This window comes from Thiomicrospira cyclica ALM1 (genome assembly GCF_000214825.1).
GTDB lineage: Bacteria > Pseudomonadota > Gammaproteobacteria > Thiomicrospirales > Thiomicrospiraceae > Thiomicrospira > Thiomicrospira cyclica.
This window is the reverse complement of sequence record NC_015581.1, coordinates 545,711-562,766: the sequence shown is the minus strand read 5'-3', so window position 1 is coordinate 562,766 and position 17,056 is coordinate 545,711. Positions and strand designations below refer to the sequence as shown.

The 17,056-nt window shown below is 48.3% G+C and carries 22 protein-coding genes; 16 read left to right on the top strand and 6 right to left on the bottom strand.

Annotation, left to right across the window (positions count from 1 at the left end; all coding sequences use genetic code 11):
- Window positions 1–37: 37 nt before the first annotated feature.
- The 3 genes from THICY_RS02155 (at window position 38) to arsB (ending at window position 4,048) form a co-directional block, all read left to right on the top strand.
- On the top strand, window positions 38–1,492 hold the full coding sequence (locus tag THICY_RS02155) for a sensor histidine kinase (protein ID WP_013834978.1): 1,455 nt from the start codon (window positions 38–40) through the stop codon (window positions 1,490–1,492).
- Window positions 1,489–2,871, top strand: coding sequence for a sigma-54-dependent transcriptional regulator (locus tag THICY_RS02150; protein ID WP_013834977.1), 1,383 nt, complete (start codon window positions 1,489–1,491; stop codon window positions 2,869–2,871). The genes THICY_RS02155 and THICY_RS02150 overlap by 4 nt, the downstream gene beginning before the upstream one ends.
- Before the next feature lie 70 nt (window positions 2,872–2,941).
- Complete coding sequence (arsB, locus tag THICY_RS02145) at window positions 2,942–4,048, top strand: ACR3 family arsenite efflux transporter (protein ID WP_013834976.1); 1,107 nt, start codon at window positions 2,942–2,944, stop codon at window positions 4,046–4,048.
- Window positions 4,049–4,051: 3 nt separating this feature from the next.
- On the opposite strand, the gene THICY_RS02140 is transcribed toward arsB, so the two are convergent.
- Together THICY_RS02140 and THICY_RS02135 are read right to left on the bottom strand one after the other, a co-directional pair.
- A complete protein-coding gene (locus THICY_RS02140; RefSeq protein WP_041435569.1) occupies window positions 4,052–5,362 on the bottom strand; it encodes a type II toxin-antitoxin system HipA family toxin in 1,311 nt (436 codons plus the stop codon).
- A 5-nt stretch (window positions 5,363–5,367) separates the two neighbouring features.
- Window positions 5,368–5,610, bottom strand: coding sequence for a helix-turn-helix domain-containing protein (locus THICY_RS02135; RefSeq protein WP_013834974.1), 243 nt, complete (start codon window positions 5,608–5,610; stop codon window positions 5,368–5,370).
- A 209-nt stretch (window positions 5,611–5,819) separates the two neighbouring features.
- Between THICY_RS02135 and THICY_RS02130 the strand changes: the two genes are divergently transcribed.
- The 5 genes from THICY_RS02130 to THICY_RS02110 are packed head-to-tail and all read left to right on the top strand — an operon-like array spanning window position 5,820 to window position 9,893.
- Window positions 5,820–6,620 carry a TOBE domain-containing protein gene (locus THICY_RS02130; RefSeq protein ID WP_013834973.1) on the top strand — a complete coding sequence of 267 codons (801 nt, stop codon included), beginning with the start codon at window positions 5,820–5,822 and terminating at the stop codon, window positions 6,618–6,620.
- Window positions 6,617–7,363: a molybdate ABC transporter substrate-binding protein gene (gene modA / locus THICY_RS02125; protein ID WP_013834972.1), complete on the top strand. Its 747-nt coding sequence runs from the start codon at window positions 6,617–6,619 to the stop codon at window positions 7,361–7,363. Before THICY_RS02130 ends, modA begins: the two co-directional genes overlap by 4 nt.
- A gap of 48 nt (window positions 7,364–7,411) precedes the next feature.
- On the top strand, window positions 7,412–8,116 hold the full coding sequence (gene modB / locus THICY_RS02120; RefSeq protein WP_013834971.1) for a molybdate ABC transporter permease subunit: 705 nt from the start codon (window positions 7,412–7,414) through the stop codon (window positions 8,114–8,116).
- Window positions 8,117–8,125: 9 nt separating this feature from the next.
- Window positions 8,126–9,193 (top strand): molybdenum ABC transporter ATP-binding protein, encoded by a 1,068-nt coding sequence (gene modC, locus THICY_RS02115; RefSeq protein WP_013834970.1) that lies wholly within the window; start codon window positions 8,126–8,128, stop codon window positions 9,191–9,193.
- A 4-nt stretch (window positions 9,194–9,197) separates the two neighbouring features.
- Window positions 9,198–9,893, top strand: a complete 696-nt coding sequence (locus THICY_RS02110) for a sulfite exporter TauE/SafE family protein (protein ID WP_013834969.1) — start codon at window positions 9,198–9,200, stop codon at window positions 9,891–9,893.
- 134 nt (window positions 9,894–10,027) lie between these two features.
- On the opposite strand, the gene THICY_RS02105 is transcribed toward THICY_RS02110, so the two are convergent.
- Complete coding sequence (locus tag THICY_RS02105; RefSeq protein WP_245534972.1) at window positions 10,028–10,912, bottom strand: arsenic resistance protein; 885 nt, start codon at window positions 10,910–10,912, stop codon at window positions 10,028–10,030.
- A 166-nt stretch (window positions 10,913–11,078) separates the two neighbouring features.
- Between THICY_RS02105 and THICY_RS02100 the strand changes: the two genes are divergently transcribed.
- From THICY_RS02100 to THICY_RS02080, 6 genes are all read left to right on the top strand, one after another.
- Window positions 11,079–12,041 carry an MBL fold metallo-hydrolase gene (locus tag THICY_RS02100; protein WP_013834967.1) on the top strand — a complete coding sequence of 321 codons (963 nt, stop codon included), beginning with the start codon at window positions 11,079–11,081 and terminating at the stop codon, window positions 12,039–12,041.
- A gap of 121 nt (window positions 12,042–12,162) precedes the next feature.
- On the top strand, window positions 12,163–12,582 hold the full coding sequence (locus THICY_RS02095; protein WP_013834966.1) for a heavy metal-responsive transcriptional regulator: 420 nt from the start codon (window positions 12,163–12,165) through the stop codon (window positions 12,580–12,582).
- Window positions 12,566–12,874, top strand: a complete 309-nt coding sequence (locus THICY_RS02090) for a heavy-metal-associated domain-containing protein (protein ID WP_013834965.1) — start codon at window positions 12,566–12,568, stop codon at window positions 12,872–12,874. The genes THICY_RS02095 and THICY_RS02090 overlap by 17 nt, the downstream gene beginning before the upstream one ends.
- Window positions 12,871–13,083, top strand: coding sequence for a GDCCVxC domain-containing (seleno)protein (locus THICY_RS08855; protein ID WP_013834964.1), 213 nt, complete (start codon window positions 12,871–12,873; stop codon window positions 13,081–13,083). Before THICY_RS02090 ends, THICY_RS08855 begins: the two co-directional genes overlap by 4 nt.
- Entirely contained in the window at window positions 13,073–13,471 is a 399-nt protein-coding gene (locus tag THICY_RS02085) for a hypothetical protein (RefSeq protein ID WP_013834963.1), read from the top strand. The genes THICY_RS08855 and THICY_RS02085 overlap by 11 nt, the downstream gene beginning before the upstream one ends.
- Before the next feature lie 122 nt (window positions 13,472–13,593).
- Complete coding sequence (locus THICY_RS02080; protein WP_013834962.1) at window positions 13,594–14,553, top strand: molybdenum ABC transporter ATP-binding protein; 960 nt, start codon at window positions 13,594–13,596, stop codon at window positions 14,551–14,553.
- 118 nt (window positions 14,554–14,671) lie between these two features.
- Here THICY_RS02080 and THICY_RS02075 read toward each other — a convergent pair whose 3' ends face one another.
- Both THICY_RS02075 and THICY_RS02070 read right to left on the bottom strand, forming a co-directional pair.
- A complete protein-coding gene (locus tag THICY_RS02075) occupies window positions 14,672–15,022 on the bottom strand; it encodes a type II toxin-antitoxin system PemK/MazF family toxin (RefSeq protein ID WP_013834961.1) in 351 nt (116 codons plus the stop codon).
- Complete coding sequence (locus THICY_RS02070) at window positions 15,019–15,267, bottom strand: hypothetical protein (RefSeq protein WP_013834960.1); 249 nt, start codon at window positions 15,265–15,267, stop codon at window positions 15,019–15,021. Before THICY_RS02070 ends, THICY_RS02075 begins: the two co-directional genes overlap by 4 nt.
- Before the next feature lie 155 nt (window positions 15,268–15,422).
- Between THICY_RS02070 and THICY_RS02065 the strand changes: the two genes are divergently transcribed.
- Complete coding sequence (locus THICY_RS02065) at window positions 15,423–16,115, top strand: pseudouridine synthase (protein WP_013834959.1); 693 nt, start codon at window positions 15,423–15,425, stop codon at window positions 16,113–16,115.
- Here the strand turns inward: THICY_RS02065 and THICY_RS02060 are convergent.
- Window positions 16,092–16,670 carry a hypothetical protein gene (locus tag THICY_RS02060; protein WP_013834958.1) on the bottom strand — a complete coding sequence of 193 codons (579 nt, stop codon included), beginning with the start codon at window positions 16,668–16,670 and terminating at the stop codon, window positions 16,092–16,094. The genes THICY_RS02065 and THICY_RS02060 overlap by 24 nt on opposite strands.
- A gap of 119 nt (window positions 16,671–16,789) precedes the next feature.
- Between THICY_RS02060 and THICY_RS08690 the strand changes: the two genes are divergently transcribed.
- Window positions 16,790–17,002 (top strand): GDCCVxC domain-containing (seleno)protein, encoded by a 213-nt coding sequence (locus THICY_RS08690; protein WP_013834957.1) that lies wholly within the window; start codon window positions 16,790–16,792, stop codon window positions 17,000–17,002.
- Window positions 17,003–17,056 lie beyond the last annotated feature (54 nt).

Below are 17,056 nucleotides of genomic sequence, written 5' to 3'. Positions count from 1 at the left end.
GGCCTGCTGCTACGGCAGGCCTCGTAAGGAGCGGCGCTTGAGTCAGCTTGCACGCTGGTTAACACAGATCAAACCCACCAGTCTATCCGGACAAATTAATCTCTATCTCAGTAGCGGTTTAATTGTGTTTACGCTGGTTGCCAGCTTGGTGCTGTATCATGCCGTCAGTCATGCACTGGAACAAACGCTAAAAGATAAAGCCCAAGCGCTTGCTTCACAGCTCGCGGTGGTAAGTCTTGATTCTATTCTTATCCGTGACTATGCCGTCATCGAACGCTTTGCCGACGAACTGGTGCAACAGTCTCCGGATATTCTCTATTTACAAATCACCAGTTATGATCCCAGGTCGCAAACACCCCAATTACTCGCACAAGCGGGAGTCAGCGAATATCGTCACCACAGCACACCCAACACCCTGCAGCAAACAACGCCCATTATGTTTATGGATCGCCCGCAAGGTGAAATTGAACTGGTTTACTCGACGCGGGTTATTGAACAAACCTTCCTCCAAATCATGCTACTTGGGTTAGTCGGGTTAATGCTATTGCTTGCGTTGCAATTCTGGCTGGTTAAGCGGTTACTGGCCAGCCAATTGATTGCGCCCATTACCCAATTGGTGGCCAGTATTCGTCCACTCAAGGTGCCATCAAGCGATCCAGACACGGCATCAACCATACGTTTATTAACGTCCAACGCACCCACCGAACTGCATCAACTCGATAATCATATTAAAGATCAACAAATCCAGCTGCAAAACTATTTGGACGAATTACAACATATCCAGCAAATGACGCACAAGCTTACCGAGCGCCTGCGTGATGGACAACGGCTCGCGACAATTGGCCAAATGGCCGCTGGTTTAGCACATAACCTTAACACCCCCTTGGCGACCATTATTGGCTATGCTCAAATACTGCAAACCACCAGCAATGATGAGGCGGTACAACAGCGCGCGGTTATTATTGAGCGGCAGGCTTTTAATAGCGCTGAAGTTGTTAAAAGTCTACTTAATGCCTCGCGCTTACCCAAGGCTGATATGACTCAGGTAGCATTAAAGCCCTATTTACAGCGATTTTGTCAGCTCATATCCCCAATTCTTAAGCAAAAAGGTCTGCAGCAGATTGAGGAGTCCCTTGAGGATATCTATGTAACAACCGATGCCGGTATACTAGAGCAGGTACTATTTAACCTTCTGGGCAATGCGGTTGAAGCCGGTGCACATAAGATTGCACTGCACCTAACCACCCATAATCAGCAGGCCTGCTTGCAAATTATTGACGATGGACAAGGGATTCCTGCCGAATTGCAATCCGAAATTTTTAAAGCTTTTGTAACCAGCAAGCCCGCGCATCAGGGCACGGGTCTTGGCCTTTATATGGCGCAAGAAATGCTCAGTTTAATTCAAGGTGAGCTGACCCTGTTAAGCTCACAGCCTGGCCAAACCGTATTTAGCTTACAACTTCCTTATGATTTAAAAGAAGATAGCGCATGAACGCAAAAACACGCCCGGAACTCTATATTGTTGAAGATGATGCCGATATGGCCAACCTTATGGCCGAACTTGCCAAATCAAATGGTTTTAACGTCAGTGTGTTTTTAACCGCACAAGCCGCTCAAAATGCCATTCACCTTAATCCGCCTGCCGTGGTCTTAACTGATTTACGCTTACCCGATGGCGATGGTTTGACCATTCTCGATACAGCACGACGTGCCAGTCTAGACACACAGATTGTCTTAATTACTGGCTATGCGACCCTCCAGGATGCCGTTAAAGCCTTTAAACTCGGACTTTATGATTTAATCACCAAGCCTTTTGACATCACCCAGGTTCAAGCGTTACTGACTCGCCTACTCGCCCAATACCAGCATCGTAATAGTGTTTTAAAACTGCAAACCCGCCTGGCACAGTTAGATAACACCTCGCTTGAACCGGTTTGCCAAAGCCCGCAAATTAAACAGGTCTATAACCTAGTGCAACAGGTCAGTCAAATGGATGTCCCCGTGTTAATTGAGGGCGAAACAGGGACGGGTAAGGGTGTGCTGGCTAAGTTTATTCATCAACACAGTCCTCGCAATAACGGTGCCTATTTTGAGCTCAACTGTGCCGCGGTACCCGCCAATCTTATAGAGTCCGAACTCTTTGGCCACGAAAAAGGCGCCTTCACAGGGGCTGTTGCCCGTAAACTCGGCTTATTAGAATTAGCCGATGGTGGCACGCTACTGCTTGATGAAATCAACAGTATGAGCAGTGATGTACAAGCCAAGATGTTGCATTTTTTACAAGATCAAACGCTGGTACGCGTGGGTGGACAAAGCAAAGTACAGGTTAATGTTCGACTTATTTTTGCCAGTAACCAGAATTTACATAACCTAGTCGAGGAAGGCACTTTTCGGCAAGATTTATACTATCGCATCAATGTTTTTCCAGTGCAGTTGCCGCCCTTGCGCGAACGTCCCGAAGATATCCAAGCATTAGCAGAACGCTTTTTATCCCAGTTTAGTCAAAAGTTTAACAAGCCTATTGAACGCTTTAGTGACGAAGCCCTGGAACAACTCCAAGCTTATCACTGGCCGGGCAATATACGCGAACTGGAAAACATCGTGCAACGGGCGGTAGTATTGGCACAAGATAAAAAAGTAGAAAGCCATCATTTGCCGCTAGAACTGCGACCATTACCCAGCCATATAGCGCTAACGCCCGCATTAAGCCTCCCTGATAATACCAGCCTTGAAGAGCTAGAATCTGCCTGGATTCAATACACCCTTGAGCGCTGTCAGGGCAATAAATCTCTAGCGGCGCGGGAGCTTGGCATTGATAATTCAACTCTGCACCGCAAGCTTAGCAAGCTCAAAATAACCACGATCAATTAACTATATCCGCCTATGCAGATATAGTAGAATAGTCCAATCTAGTTATTAAATTTATTGAGCAAGGTTCGTTATGACCCAGTCAGCAGATACATCCAGCACCCCCAGTATTGAAACCATGGGCATCTTTGGTCGTTATTTAACCCTATGGGTGCTCTTAGCGATTGGAGCGGGGATTTTGCTGGGTCAATATGCCGCTGTCATCCCTCAAACCCTGGCCGAATTTGAGTATGCCAATGTTTCAATTCCGGTAGCGGTGTTGATTTGGGGCATGATTTTTCCCATGATGCTGCAAATTGACTTCAAAGCCCTAATGAATGTGCGCCGCCAACCGAAAGGATTAGTGGTCACAACCAGTGTCAATTGGCTGATCAAACCCTTCAGTATGTTTTTGATTAGCTGGTTTTTCTTAATTATTTTGTTCAAACCATTTATTCCCGAAGACCTGGCTTATGAATACCTTGCCGGTGCGATCTTGCTCGGTGCGGCGCCCTGTACGGCGATGGTGTTTGTTTGGAGTTACCTAACCCGTGGTGATGCCGCCTACACCCTAGTCCAAGTCGCGCTAAATGACGTGATTATGCTGTTTGCCTTTGCACCGATTGTGATTTTTCTATTAGGCATCTCCAATATTCAAGTGCCTTGGGATACCGTGCTGCTATCGGTCGTGCTGTACATTGTGGTGCCGTTAGTGGCCGGCTACCTAACCCGAGAAGCGATTATTAAGCACAAGGGGCAGGCCTGGTTTCAGCAACGGTTTTTACCCGCTGCTGGCTCAATAACTCCCGTGGCGTTAATCATTACCCTGGTGTTGTTATTCGCCTTTCAAGGTGAGGTGATTCTGAACAATCCCCTTCACATTGTTTTAATTGCGATTCCGTTGATTATTCAAACCCTGTTCATTTTTTGGCTGGCCTATTACTGGGCCAAAAAATGGCGAATTCCACACTGTATTGCCGCCCCCGGCGCATTGATTAGTACCAGTAACTTTTTTGAGCTCGCTGTCGCCGCGGCGATTGCATTATTTGGTTTACAATCCGGCGCGGCTTTAGCGACTGTGGTGGGTGTCTTGGTTGAGGTGCCGTTAATGTTAGCGCTCGTGCGCTATGCCAATCGCACCAAAGCTCAGTTCGAGCCACCCTGTGTTGGCAAGCAACCTACCAACTCAAATCCGCCTTAATACTTAGGTTGGACTGTTAATACCGATAGTTGCTTTTTTCAGTATGCCTTCAAAAATAGGCTGCGCAATCTGTTCAGGAAAATTTGCCGGCAACTGGCACTTAACCTGTGCAATCACCTGCGCTGTTTTTTGACACATCTCTTCAAGATGACTTAGAGCAAGCTGCTCTGAGTAACCAACGGCTTTCGCGGTACTGATAAAATGTCGTGGGCTAAGGCTATGCCATTTATAATGTCGGGATTTGCCCTGTAACGCCATCGCCATTTTTATTTTTTGGGGTTGTAGTCCTTGCCCGCCCATCAAAGGATAAGCTGACAAAATGTCATACAGTGGGGTTAAACGATAGCCGTTATTCGCTTCAATAAACAGGCTGAAATTTTTACCATGCCCATCGGGTGCGGCTAGCAACCAGAACAGAATTTGTGCTTTAAAAAAGACCTCTCGATCCTTTTGAGCCTGCTGTGAGCCTCGCAGAACATCCATAATTTGTCTGATACTTGGCCCACCATCCGCCTCATATTTGAGTGCCGGTGCGATACCCAACACCTGGCACATATCTTCTTGCGGCAAACGCACCAACCTTTCGTTAGGCAGCCATTTTCGATCAAATCGCTCAACCGCAATTGCCTTTTGATCGTCAAACTGCACCACCTCCGTATGAGCGACAGGCAATCCGAAAGCAGAGGCAATTTGCATACACAACCATTCGTTTTCGCAACTTTGCGACAAATCAAGATTATTATGCGCCAACACACCGATCGGCAATTTTAAAATATGGGTGGTTGGGGTTGCGCCTTTAGGCAAATACCATTTATCCGCCATCTTGAGCAGGGCTGTTTTTTCTTGCGCACCGGCAAGAGAAATACGAAAATCCTGCTCCAAATCCTGCATGCCTAGCGGATTAGCGGCATAGTTTTTTAACAAATCGGCAATTTGGGATTCATTCAATACTGTCGCTTCAAGCCCTGTACTCGCTTGCGAATCCTCTACAGGCGCATGACTGGTCAATTGAATAGCACCCACGCAATCTTTACCCACCGCCGCCAACAAATCAAATGGCTGGGTTGTGGACGTCGTAAATCGCGCCTGCATTTTGGCACGAATCAAATCATTGTCAGGCAATAGGTTATCTAAAAAATTGTAAATTAGATCGCCTTCATAAGGTTTTTCTGACAACGGCAGAGACAAGGACAAAGCACGCGAATAAGGCGAAGCCAGCCATTCTTTCGCGTAACTAAAACGCAACGCACCACTTTTGTGTTTAATCAGCTGACCGACCAGCAAGCCATTCATCGACACCACAAGTTCATTCATCACCATCACCAATCCAGCTTGTTATCATGCGCTAACTGCCCTTTAGGGCGAATTTCCAACTCAAGGTCTAGCACAGACAAGAGTTTAAATAAAGTTTCAATCTTCGCTTGCGCCGGATTATTTTCAAAATTTGACACCGTCGCTTGACGTGTACACGCTAGATCCGCCAACTGACTTTGCGAAAAATCCAGCGACAAGCGTTGATTCTGCAACACCACCGCCAATTCTTTAATACTGTTTACCCGCATCACACCTCCAACTTATACGCCAGCCCGTATTAAACCTATTCTATACGCCTAACCGAATAAAAATCAAATTATACGCTAAAAAGTATAAAAAATCGCTGGATCTTTTGTTTGCCATCCCGGCCTAGCCGAGTTCTAAAACCGATTAGCTTGACAAGCAAAATAGTGTCAAGTATATTTCGATTTAACGATATCTACTTGAGTATAACTTGATGCCAGATTCATCAACCCAACCCGAATTTTTTGCGCCCTGGCATGTGCATTTAGGCAGTGGCGATATTAGCCCGCGTCGGCTGCATTTATTGCAAGCGATTGAGGCCACCGGCAGTGTGTCGCAAGCCGCTAAACAAGTCGGCATGACCTACAAAGCTGCTTGGGATGCGGTGGAGATTATGAATAACTTGGCAGGCGAGCCATTGGTTAATCGTCAACACGGCGGCAAAGGCGGCGGTGGCGCAACCCTCACCCCAACCGGCCTGCAAATTGTCACCATGCACGAACGCTTATCAGCGATGCAGGCGATGTGGATGGCAACACTAGACAACACCGATGCCGATATTTTGCCCTTAATGCGGAGAATCAAAATGCAAACCAGCGCACGTAATAGTTTTTACGGCACGATTGAAGACGTGAAAAAAGGCGCAGTCAATGCCGAAGTGGTGTTAAAACTGCAAGGTGAAGACCGCATCGTTGCGACCGTCACCAGCGATAGCGTCACGCGCATGGGACTAAAACCCGGCGTAAGTGCCTGGGCACTGGTCAAAGCCAGCTGGGTGGTGTTGGCCAAACAAGAAGCCAAAGGCTTGATTAGCGCGCGTAACTTTTTATGCGGTCACGTTACACGCATCACCGAAGGTCCGGTGAATGTAGAAGTGGTGGTCGAACTCAAAGGCGGCAATACCCTGTCGTCGATTATCACTCAGGGCGCGCTGGAAGAACTTGAACTCACCGAAGGCGCACCGATTTGCGTACTGATTAAAGCCTCGCACGTACTCCTAGGAGTGGATGAATGAAAACCTTTTTTATCGCGCTGATGATCAGCACATTTAGTGTAACGGCCCAAGCGCAAAAAATGATTATTGCCGCTGCGTCAGATTTAAAGTTCGCGTTAGATGAAATCCATGCCGAATATCTTAAAACCTATCCTAATGATCAGGTCGAAGTGATTTATGGTTCATCTGGTCGCTTTTCACAACAAATTGAAAATGGCGCACCGTTTGATTTGTTTTTCTCCGCTTCAATGGAGTATCCGAAAGACCTACAACAAAAAGGCTTTGCCGCCACCGAACCGAAACTTTACGCACTCGGTCGAATCGTAATTTGGAGTCGCCGCCATGATGCCAGCCAAATGAGCCTGAACGATTTAATGGAACGTCGCTATCGTCGCGTAGCGATTGCCAGCCCGGATCACGCTCCCTATGGCGTGCGCGCGATGGAAGCCTTGCAAGCCGCGGGCATTTGGGATGAGATTCAACCCAAAATCGTGATTGGCGAAAACATTGCCCACACCGCCCAACTCATCGAATTCGGTGCCGCCAATATCGGCATTATCGCGCTCGCCTTGGCACTCAATCCGCAACTTTCGCGCCACGGTGGCTACAGCTTAATCCCCGAAGACATGCATCAACCGCTTGAGCAAGCTTATATTGTGACGCAGCGCGCCAAAGACAATCCGATTGCTTTTCGGTTTGCCGAATTTATGGAGCAGCCAGTAGCGAAACAGATCATGGAACAATACGGCTTTGTCGTGAACTAACAACTTCAGCAGTCAAACACTACAAGAGAACTACAAGAGCACCCGACCATGGAATTTATGGATTTTTTTGCCATTACCCCCGCCGAACTGCAAGCCCTATGGCTGACCTTTAAACTGGCGTTTTACACCACGGTGATTCTAGTGGTATTTGGGGCGCCGCTCGCTTGGTGGTTGGCATTTACCGAATCACGCTGGGAATCGCTGGTATCGGCGCTGATTGCTTTGCCCTTGGTGCTGCCGCCTACCGTGCTCGGCTTTTATCTGCTGATTATTCTCGGCCCTTATGGCTGGGTCGGCGGCACAATGGAAGCGATGGGACTCGACCATCTCGCTTTTAGCTTTACCGGCATTCTGATCGGCTCGGTGATTTTTTCGCTGCCGTTTGCGATTCAACCGATGCGCGAAGGCTTTGCCTCCATGCCACGTAACCCGATTCACGCCGCCGCCACGCTCGGCGCCGGGCCGATTGATCGTTTTTTTACCGTGATTTTGCCACTCGCTCGTGGCGGATTTTTTACCGCGATTGTGATTTCATTTGCGCATACGCTTGGCGAGTTTGGTGTGATTGCGATGATGGGCGGCTCCATCCCTGGTGAAACCAAAGTGGTGTCGATCGCGATTTACGACTACACCCAAGGCATGGACTATGCCGCGGCGCATCGTTTATCGGCGATTCTATTGATTTTGTCCTTTTTGATTCTGGCCGTGTTTTATGCCCTTAACCGCCGTTTTATGGCGCCGCTCAAACTCTAGGAGACCGCGATGCTTGAATTTAATCTCCAACACAGCTATCCGGGATTTGATTTCCAAACCGGTGATGTGCAACTGCCCGGCGACGGCATTACCGCGGTTTTTGGCCCTTCCGGTTGCGGCAAAACCACCCTCATTAAAACCCTATCCGGTTTAGAAAAAGCGCAAGGCTGGGTCAAACTCAACAACCAGGCCTGGCAATCGGACAAGTTGTTTTTACCGGTTCACCAACGCCGCATCGGCATGGTGTTTCAAGATGCCGCGCTCTTGCCGCATCTCAGCGTACAAGGTAATTTAGATTACGCGCTCAAACGCTCCGGCTTCGAGCGAGCACAACACCGCGCCCAGCAAGACCGCTGGATTGAACTGCTCAATCTCGGCAACCTGCTCAACCAATCGGTGCTCACCCTATCCGGCGGCCAGAAACAACGCGTAGGCATCGCACGCGCCCTGCTCTCCAACCCGCAAATCCTGATGCTTGACGAACCCATGTCGGCACTCGATTGGCGCACCAAAAACGAACTGATTCCTCTGATCAAAGACGTCTCCAAAGCCTCCAAGCTACCGATCCTACTCATCACCCATTCACCGGAAGAAGTCGAACGCCTCGCCGACCAAGTGCTGCTGTTAAACCAAGGCCGTGTTGAACAACTCGAAAGCCTGCAACAAACCCTATCCCGCCCAGACTCCCCGCTATTTGACGAACAAGGTGCGGTCTCCGTTTTAATTGGCCAACCGGGCAAGGTTAGCGATGGCCTACAACAGATTCAGCTCGGCGATAACACACTTTGGGTAAAACCCCTCAAACGCGCCAACCAAGAACCCGTGCGGATTCGCGTACTCGCCCGCGATGTCAGCCTCGCCCTCTCCGACCCAAAAGACCTCAGCATCGTCAACCACATGCCAGTCAAAATCGACGAACTGATCGAACAACCCGACCACCGTTTATTAGTGCGCTTACGCCTCGACAACCAGCAACACCTATTCGCCGAAATCACCCAACAATCCGCCCAACGCCTAAACCTACAACCAGGCCTGGTGATCTATGCCCTGATTAAGTCAGTCGCATTGGCGGAATAATGCAATGAGCCGATTGCAAAAACTCTGGTTAGCTTTGATATTGGGCGCACTTATCGGATTACTAGGTGGGCTGATTGGATTGGGCGGTGCGGAATTTCGTTTGCCGATTTTGGTGGCGATGTTCAGCTTGCCCACGCTGGAAGCAATTATTCTCAACAAAGCCATGAGCCTAGTAGTGGTCATCACCTCGATTTTTTCTCGCGGTTTTAGTGTACCAATGGAAAGCCTGCTGCCCCACTGGCCGATTGTGGTCAATCTGCTGGTCGGTTCAGTCGTGGGTGCATGGTATGCCGCTGGTTATGTGATAAAGCTCGCCCCCGCCATGCTCAACCGCGTGGTATTTGGTTTATTGATTGCATTGGCCATTATTATGTTTTGGGAGCACTTAATCGGGTTTGGTGAAGGCGGTTCAGCTTTATTCCACCAGGCCTGGTTACAAGCATTGGTTGGTTTATTAGCAGGCCTGGTGGTTGGCATCGTGGCGGCGGTTCTTGGTGTCGCCGGTGGCGAACTACTGATTCCGATTATTGTGATTCTTTGGGGTATCGATATCAAAACCGCAGGCAGTTTGTCGCTATTGGTCAGCCTGCCTACCATGCTGGTCGGCGGCCTGATGCTCGGCCTGGTTCCGGCACAATGGCTCGGCTTGTTTTTAGCTGTATTACTGCTGTTATCCGCGTGGAAAGTGTTTAAGCATTAAACAACACCGCTGCAAACTTTTCCAGCATGGATAGTTTGTTCTGGATGATTTTTAATGCGCGAAATCACTCATGATCTATGCTTCCAATTTAAATAATCCGCCACCAGGCCTGGTCATGGGCGTTGAACCATCCATCATCTAAACAATTTATTCGGTAACCACCACAAGTAAACCACCATCCCCAACAGCTCGACCAATGACTGCAATACGATAACCAGCACAACAATTTCTGCGCCTTGCGGCAAACTGAGCGCAATTGGCAACACCACAAATGAATTGCGTGTGCCAAAACTAAACGCTAGGGTGCGACCCTGCTCTTGAGTCAGCTTTAACACCTGGCTCATCGACTTCGCCAACAGTGCAGCCAAAACTAAAAACGCGATAAACACCGGAATAACCACCAGCAAGCTATGCGCGGCCAACCAAACAGCTTGCGATTGTGAGGCGGCAATCAGAAACACAACCAGCGCAAGGAGTGGCACAGGCCACCAAGCGAACATCTCTCTAAAAACGGCACGTTTTGGCTTACGCTCAATCCATTTTTCACTTAGTACAGCCAAGATCAAGGGCACAATAATAATCAGTATCGCCCCCTGTAAATCTTGCCAATCGACCGCAATCGAAAAACTGTCCGGCAACATGAGCCACAAATAAAACGGTAGCAGCAAAAGTTGTAAACCGAGATTAACCGGCGAAATGGCGATTGCCCGCGCACTGCATCCACGCCCTAATTGCGTAAAGGTGATAAACCAATCCGTGCAAGGTACAAGCAACACCAACAGCACGCCTAAGCGCAATAAAGAATCATCAGGCAAAAACTGAATTAGCCCCCACACCATCAGCGGCACCAGCACAAAGTTACCTAACAGGTTAGCCAGTGCAAATCGCTTATCGCTAAATGCCTCTTTAAGATGCAATAACGGCACCTGTAAAAAAGTGGCATAGAGTAAAAACGCTAATACCGGCCACAATAGCCACTCAAATAAACTGTTTAATCCTCCCGCGACACGACCCACCACCAGGCCTGCTGTAATCGCTAACAGATAAAATCCAATTTGGTGTACCGCTCAAGCGTTATTCGCTGCATGTTGCATTCCCCGCTTTGTTTGTCATATATTTCATTTTCCATATATTATATGGCTGAGCGTGCTCTGCTCTACAAATAAAAAAATAAGGGGAATACCATTGAAACGTAGACGTTTTTTAACCTCACTCGGCCTCATCGCCGCGCTACCCGGTTTAATCAGCACACAAGCTTTCGCTCAATCGGATAAATACCCAAGCTCTTTGCTTTATAGCCAACCCGTTAAGGTGGCGGAGGGTGTTTATGCGGCGATTGGTGCCACCCAAGGCCCTAGTTACGAAAATTCCGGCCACAATAACAATATGGTGTTTGTGATCGGCGAGCGTGGCGTACTTGTATTTAATGCCGGTGCGTCCTATCTGGTCGCCAAAGCCTTGCATGATGAAATTAAAAAACACACTAACAAGCCGATTCTATACATGGTGGCGGAAAATGGCGATTTGCATGCCACCACTGGCAATCACTACTGGAAACAACAGGGCGCTGAACTGATCGCACACCAAGACGCGGTTCGGGTATTTGAAACCAATAAACACGCCTACTTAGAATCCACCACCCGCGTCACCCGCGAAAAAGCGGATGGCACAAAAATGGTAAGCTTTGATCGTACTTTTGATTCGTCGCTCGATTTGGATTTAGGCGGTATTACGGCCCAAGTACGTTGGCTGGGTTCGGCGCATGTACCGGGCGACATTTCTATTATCCTTGCCGAACGCAATGTGGTTTTAGCCGGTGATATTGCGTTTCATGAGCGGTTATTAAACGTCTTACCCGAAACCGACACCCTGGGTTGGGTGCAAACTTGGCAGGAATTTGCCAAGCTAGCGCGAGATAAAATCATTGTTCCCGGGCATGGCAGCGTCACCAGGTTTGAGCAGGTTAATCGCTACACCCATGACTATTTGGTTTATATGCATCAGCAGGTTCGTGAATTGATAGAACAAGGCGGCGGCTTAGCCGATGCCTCGAAGATTGATCAAACTCAATTTAGCCATCTCAACACCTTTGAAGAACTGGCCGCCATCAATGCTTCGCGGATTTTTGCCGCATTGGAATTTGAATAACACCTTTCCATTCTGTACAACCAGGCCTGGTGGAATAAACAGGCCTAGTCATTTCTATCTAAAACAACCCTTGACCTTGGACTATACTCTAAGGTTTATGATAGCTTTCAGAGGGTAAATCATGACCTTATTAACGATTGGTAAGCTGGCGAAACAGGCCGGTGTCAAAACCGACACGCTGCGTTATTACGAGCAGTTGGAATTAATCCTGCCTGCGCAGCGCAGTGCCTCGGGTTATCGACTTTACAGCGATAACAACATTAAGCAACTAGCTTTTATTCGGCGTGCGCAAACACTGGGCTTTACGTTGGACGAAATTAAAGAGCTACTGGAGTTACACCAACAACCCTCTGCGCAATGTGGCGATATTCAACAACGTGCGGAATTGAAAATTGCGCAAATCAATCAACGCATGGCGGATTTAGCGCAGATTAAACTCGGTTTGGAGCAACTGCATGCGCAATGTCATCAAGGCGCGAGCTTGGAGCAATGCAGTTTGATCAAACATTTTTACGGAGACGAGCATGACAACAAAACCTAATGCATGGATTGCAGGTATCGTTTTGAGCCTGAGTAGCTTATCGATGCAAGCCGCTGAGCAAACCTATGAAATTCAAATCGGCGGCGTCACCTGCGTAAGCTGTGTGCCACGCGCAGAAGCCGAATTTAAGAAGATGGATGGCGTAAAATCCATTAAAACCGATGTACGCAAAGGCGAAGTCAGCATTTGCACCGACGGCTCGATTCAGTTTACTGAAGAACAGTTAAACACTATTTTTCGCCAACGCGGCTTTGCGTTTAAAAGCATGACTACGAAGGAAGGATGCGTATGATTGAACTCAACTCAACGATTACTTGCCCCGAGTGTGGCAAAAGTAAAACCGAGCAGATGCCTACCGATGCCTGCCAATATTTTTATGAGTGCACATTTTGCGGGGCACTGTTAAAACCCCTAGCAGGGGATTGTTGTGTGTATTGTTCGTATGCCGATGTGCCTTGCCCACCGATTCAACAACAAGGTAGTTGCTGCAATGGAAACTAAAACCGCCAACCGCATCGCTAAACCGAAAAAATGGGGCGTTTTGGTATTATTTGCGTCGATTCCAACGCTATTATGCTGCGCGTTACCTGTGGTGTTAGTCAGTTTAGGCATGGGGTCGGCAGTGGTCAGTTTGTACAGCGAGCATCTGCCGTTTTTGCAGTGGTTTGGCATGAACGAACACATCACTTTTGGCGTAACCGCCGTGATTTTGGCTTTTGCCGGTTGGCTGCTTTATCGCCCTGGACGCAGTTGCCCGACTGACCCAACCCTCGCACAAGCCTGCCAATCGGCTAACAAATGGAATCACCGTTTTTATTGGGGTGCGGTGGTGGTTTGGTGTATTGGTGCGTTTTTTGCTTTTGGTTTACCCGTCCTGCAAGCACTTTAGTAAGTACTGTGTCCTCGTATTGGCTAAAAAAGACCGCTATGCGCATTAATAAATATTTAAGTTAACGCGCGGATTGTTCTAAACGGGCGGCAGATCGTTTAATTTTAGCGGGGCAGGTCGCGGTGAATGGGCAACTAGCTCAAGTTGGTCAACAGCTGAATTCACAGGATGTGGTTTTATTAAACGGGCAACCGTTAGGTGAACGTCCCAAACCCATTTACCTCCTTTATCACAAGCCGATTGGCGTGGTGTTTCAAGATGCCGCGCTCTTGCCACACCTCAGCGTGCAAGGTAATTTAGATTACGCACTCAAACGCTCCGGTTTCGAGCGCTCACAACACCGCGCCCAGCAAGACCGCTGGATTGAACTGCTCAATCTTGGCAACCTGCTCAACCAATCGGTGCTCACCCTATCCGGCGGCCAGAAACAACGCGTAGGCATCGCACGCGCCCTGCTCTCCAACCCGCAAATTCTGATGCTCGACGAACCCATGTCAGCACTCGATTGGCGCACCAAAAACGAACTGATTCCTCTGATCAAAGACGTCTCCAAAGCCTCCAAGCTACCGATCCTACTCATCACCCATTCACCGGAAGAAGTCGAACGCCTCGCCGACCAAGTGCTACTGTTAAACCAAGGCCGTGTTGAACAACTCGAAAGCCTGCAACAAACCCTCTCCCGCCCCGACTCCCCGCTATTTGACGAACAAGGCGCGGTCTCCGTTTTAATTGGCCAACCTGGCAAGGTTAGCGATGGCCTGCAACAGATTCAACTCGGTGATAACACACTCTGGGTCAAACCGCTCAACCGCACTAACCAAGAACCCGTGCGGATTCGCGTACTCGCCCGCGATGTCAGCCTCGCCCTCTCCAACCCCAAAGACCTCAGCATCGTCAACCACATGCCCGTCAAAATCGACGAACTGATCGAACAACCCGACCACCGTTTACTGGTACGCTTACGCCTCGACAACCAGCAACACCTATTCGCCGAAATAACCCAACAATCCGCCCAACGCCTAAACCTACAACCAGGCCTGGTGGTCTATGCACTGATTAAATCGGTGGCATTGGCGGAGTAACGCTTAAACTGCAAATCCATTGCTTCGATTACCTTAAACACGGTTTCAAATCGTTGGTGCATTCCGGCACCAAACGACTTGTATAAACTTTGTTAACCTATCACTGTTTTTCCGACAATCAAATACTAAGGTGTTGGCGCAGCTTGAGTGCGACTTCGTTTAGCTCATCGCTGTTCAGTTTTGTTAAAAGAGGGGATGGCTGAATGCGTAAAAGATCGAGTGTGCAAAGCTCATTGATGCAGATTTCACTGGTTTGTTTTAGGTTATCTCGTGCGTCAATTTTAACGCGCAAATCACCACCAACCAGGTTGGTCGTCAATGGAATCACGGTGACGCCTTTAAAGTGCACTCGTTCAAGCACACGGTTTGCTAAGTCATTTTGAATAATTAGCGCGGGTCGAACCTTGCCGAATTCGCTATTGTATTGTTTGCCAAAATTGACAAGATAGACCTCACCCCGGCGGATCATAGCGCTAGATCCTCAACAACCTGCTCGGTCTCACTAAACTCAGCATACGCCTTGGCGTCAAGCGCTTTAGCGTTTCTTCGCAAATAGAGTTCGGCTTCAATTTGTTCACGAACCGTTTCATATAAATCAATCGGCAACAGCACACTTTTTAAAATATGCTTGCGCCCATCCTCAATATATAAAACATCTGAGGAGCTCAGTAACGCAGGCTTGCGTAAAATATCTGAAGAGTTAACCCTTTGCATAGTGAAGTCCTTAGCTCATGGATAGTTAATCAAATTATACATGGATAGTTAATAAAATCACACATAGATTGTTTCACATTATCCGTGTGCGTCAATATTGATACATTCCGTCAATCGCTCACAACCAGGCCTGGTATTGGTTAGAATAGGCTGCTATGCGAATCAATAAATATTTCAGTCAACGCGGGATTTGTTCTAAACGGGCAGCGGATCGTTTGATTTTGGCGGGACGGGTTAAGGTGAATGGCCTTGCTGCTCAGGTTGGTCAAAATGTCGATTCGCAGGATGTAGTTTTACTGGATGGGCAACCGCTGGACGAACAACCAAAACCCGTTTACTTGCTTTATCACAAGCCGGCGGGCGTGGTGTGTACCAACGACCCAAGCGTGCCAGGCAATCTTGTGGATGCGTTAGATTATCCGCAACGGCTGTTTGCGGTCGGGCGGCTTGATAAGGCGTCTGAAGGCTTGTTATTGCTGACCAATGATGGCGCGATTTTTAATCCGATTTTGCGGGCGGAACAAGGGCATGAGAAAGAGTATCTAGTGACGGTGGATAAACCAATCACGTCCGCTTTTTTAAGCGCTATGGCGGCGGGGGTGCCGATTTTACAGACTATTACCCTGCCCTGTGTTGTCACGCCAGTTAGCGATCAGGTTTTTAACATCCTACTCACCCAAGGACTCAACCTACAAATTCGGCGTATGTGCCAAGCGCTGGGTTACCGCGTAGAAAAACTCCAGCGCACAAGGATTATGCATTTGCATCTTGGCGATTTAGCCGCGAATCAATACCGTGGCCTGTCACACCAAGAGCGGCTCATGCTAATCCGCCACCGGTTGCAATGACTTGCGATCTTCATCCGACAAGCGCTCAATAATCACCACCTCATACCCCAGTGCACGATAGTCATTAATTTGCGCCTCACCAGAGGCTGAAACATCTACAAAACTCACAAAATCCTGATCGGTTTTGCCTTCCCAACCGGCAACCACGGCACAGACATGCACGGTTACGCCCTGATTAGTGGACATATTTTCAAAAGCGCTTAAAAATGCAGGCGCTGATGGGCTAGACGCTGAACCAAGTTGCGGTGATACCTCAGGCTTCGCAAGTTCAACTAATTCACGACCATGACTGACAATAACCACATCTAAATTAGGATACTGGGCTTTCAGTGCATCAACTTGAGCCTGAATGAAAGTCACATTTTCACTCATCGCTTTGGGAGATAAACTTTCCACCTCAATGACAACACCTGATGGCTCGACCTGCTGTTGTATTATCCGCTCAACATCGGGATGCAACGCCGATGCCGCCTGAGCAACACCTAATACAACTGCCAACAAAACGACCGAAAACCCACGAAAAACGCTAAATACTGACGGCGTAAAAAAAGTCATGGCAACCCCCTTTTGGCGTTATGGACTCGCTTTCACTATATCACAACAAACTCTAATACCTAAACGGCTTACAATTGTGCTAGACACTCGCTGCCAGTTGTGAGATTAGGAGGACTCGCATGATAGAAATCAATTCAACACTGACCTGCCCTGAATGTGGCAACAGAAAAACCGAACAGATGCCAACGGATGCTTGCCAATACTTTTATGAATGCACCTTTTGTGGCGCACTCTTAAAGCCCTTAGCGGGCGACTGTTGTGTGTATTGCTCCTATGGAGATGTGCCCTGCCCACCGATTCAACAAGCACCCGGTACAAAGTCTTGCTGCTAATAATTTGGCCCATAATGTTGCTCAATTAAGCATCGTGTCAGTAACAACCCAACC

What these genes read in the sequence shown, in the direction of transcription:
- THICY_RS02150 (WP_013834977.1), top strand. Translation starts at nt 1,489, where the DNA reads ATGAACGCAAAAACACGCCCGGAACTCTATATTGTTGAAGATGATGCC.
- arsB (WP_013834976.1), top strand. Translation starts at nt 2,942, where the DNA reads ATGACCCAGTCAGCAGATACATCCAGCACCCCCAGTATTGAAACCATG.
- THICY_RS02140 (WP_041435569.1), bottom strand. Translation starts at nt 5,362, where the DNA reads ATGAATGAACTTGTGGTGTCGATGAATGGCTTGCTGGTCGGTCAGCTG.
- THICY_RS02135 (WP_013834974.1), bottom strand. Translation starts at nt 5,610, where the DNA reads ATGCGGGTAAACAGTATTAAAGAATTGGCGGTGGTGTTGCAGAATCAA.
- THICY_RS02130 (WP_013834973.1), top strand. Translation starts at nt 5,820, where the DNA reads ATGCCAGATTCATCAACCCAACCCGAATTTTTTGCGCCCTGGCATGTG.
- modA (WP_013834972.1), top strand. Translation starts at nt 6,617, where the DNA reads ATGAAAACCTTTTTTATCGCGCTGATGATCAGCACATTTAGTGTAACG.
- modB (WP_013834971.1), top strand. Translation starts at nt 7,412, where the DNA reads ATGGAATTTATGGATTTTTTTGCCATTACCCCCGCCGAACTGCAAGCC.
- modC (WP_013834970.1), top strand. Translation starts at nt 8,126, where the DNA reads ATGCTTGAATTTAATCTCCAACACAGCTATCCGGGATTTGATTTCCAA.
- THICY_RS02110 (WP_013834969.1), top strand. Translation starts at nt 9,198, where the DNA reads ATGAGCCGATTGCAAAAACTCTGGTTAGCTTTGATATTGGGCGCACTT.
- THICY_RS02095 (WP_013834966.1), top strand. Translation starts at nt 12,163, where the DNA reads ATGACCTTATTAACGATTGGTAAGCTGGCGAAACAGGCCGGTGTCAAA.
- THICY_RS02090 (WP_013834965.1), top strand. Translation starts at nt 12,566, where the DNA reads ATGACAACAAAACCTAATGCATGGATTGCAGGTATCGTTTTGAGCCTG.
- THICY_RS08855 (WP_013834964.1), top strand. Translation starts at nt 12,871, where the DNA reads ATGATTGAACTCAACTCAACGATTACTTGCCCCGAGTGTGGCAAAAGT.
- THICY_RS02085 (WP_013834963.1), top strand. Translation starts at nt 13,073, where the DNA reads ATGGAAACTAAAACCGCCAACCGCATCGCTAAACCGAAAAAATGGGGC.
- THICY_RS02075 (WP_013834961.1), bottom strand. Translation starts at nt 15,022, where the DNA reads ATGATCCGCCGGGGTGAGGTCTATCTTGTCAATTTTGGCAAACAATAC.
- THICY_RS02070 (WP_013834960.1), bottom strand. Translation starts at nt 15,267, where the DNA reads ATGCAAAGGGTTAACTCTTCAGATATTTTACGCAAGCCTGCGTTACTG.
- THICY_RS02065 (WP_013834959.1), top strand. Translation starts at nt 15,423, where the DNA reads ATGCGAATCAATAAATATTTCAGTCAACGCGGGATTTGTTCTAAACGG.
- THICY_RS02060 (WP_013834958.1), bottom strand. Translation starts at nt 16,670, where the DNA reads ATGACTTTTTTTACGCCGTCAGTATTTAGCGTTTTTCGTGGGTTTTCG.
- THICY_RS08690 (WP_013834957.1), top strand. Translation starts at nt 16,790, where the DNA reads ATGATAGAAATCAATTCAACACTGACCTGCCCTGAATGTGGCAACAGA.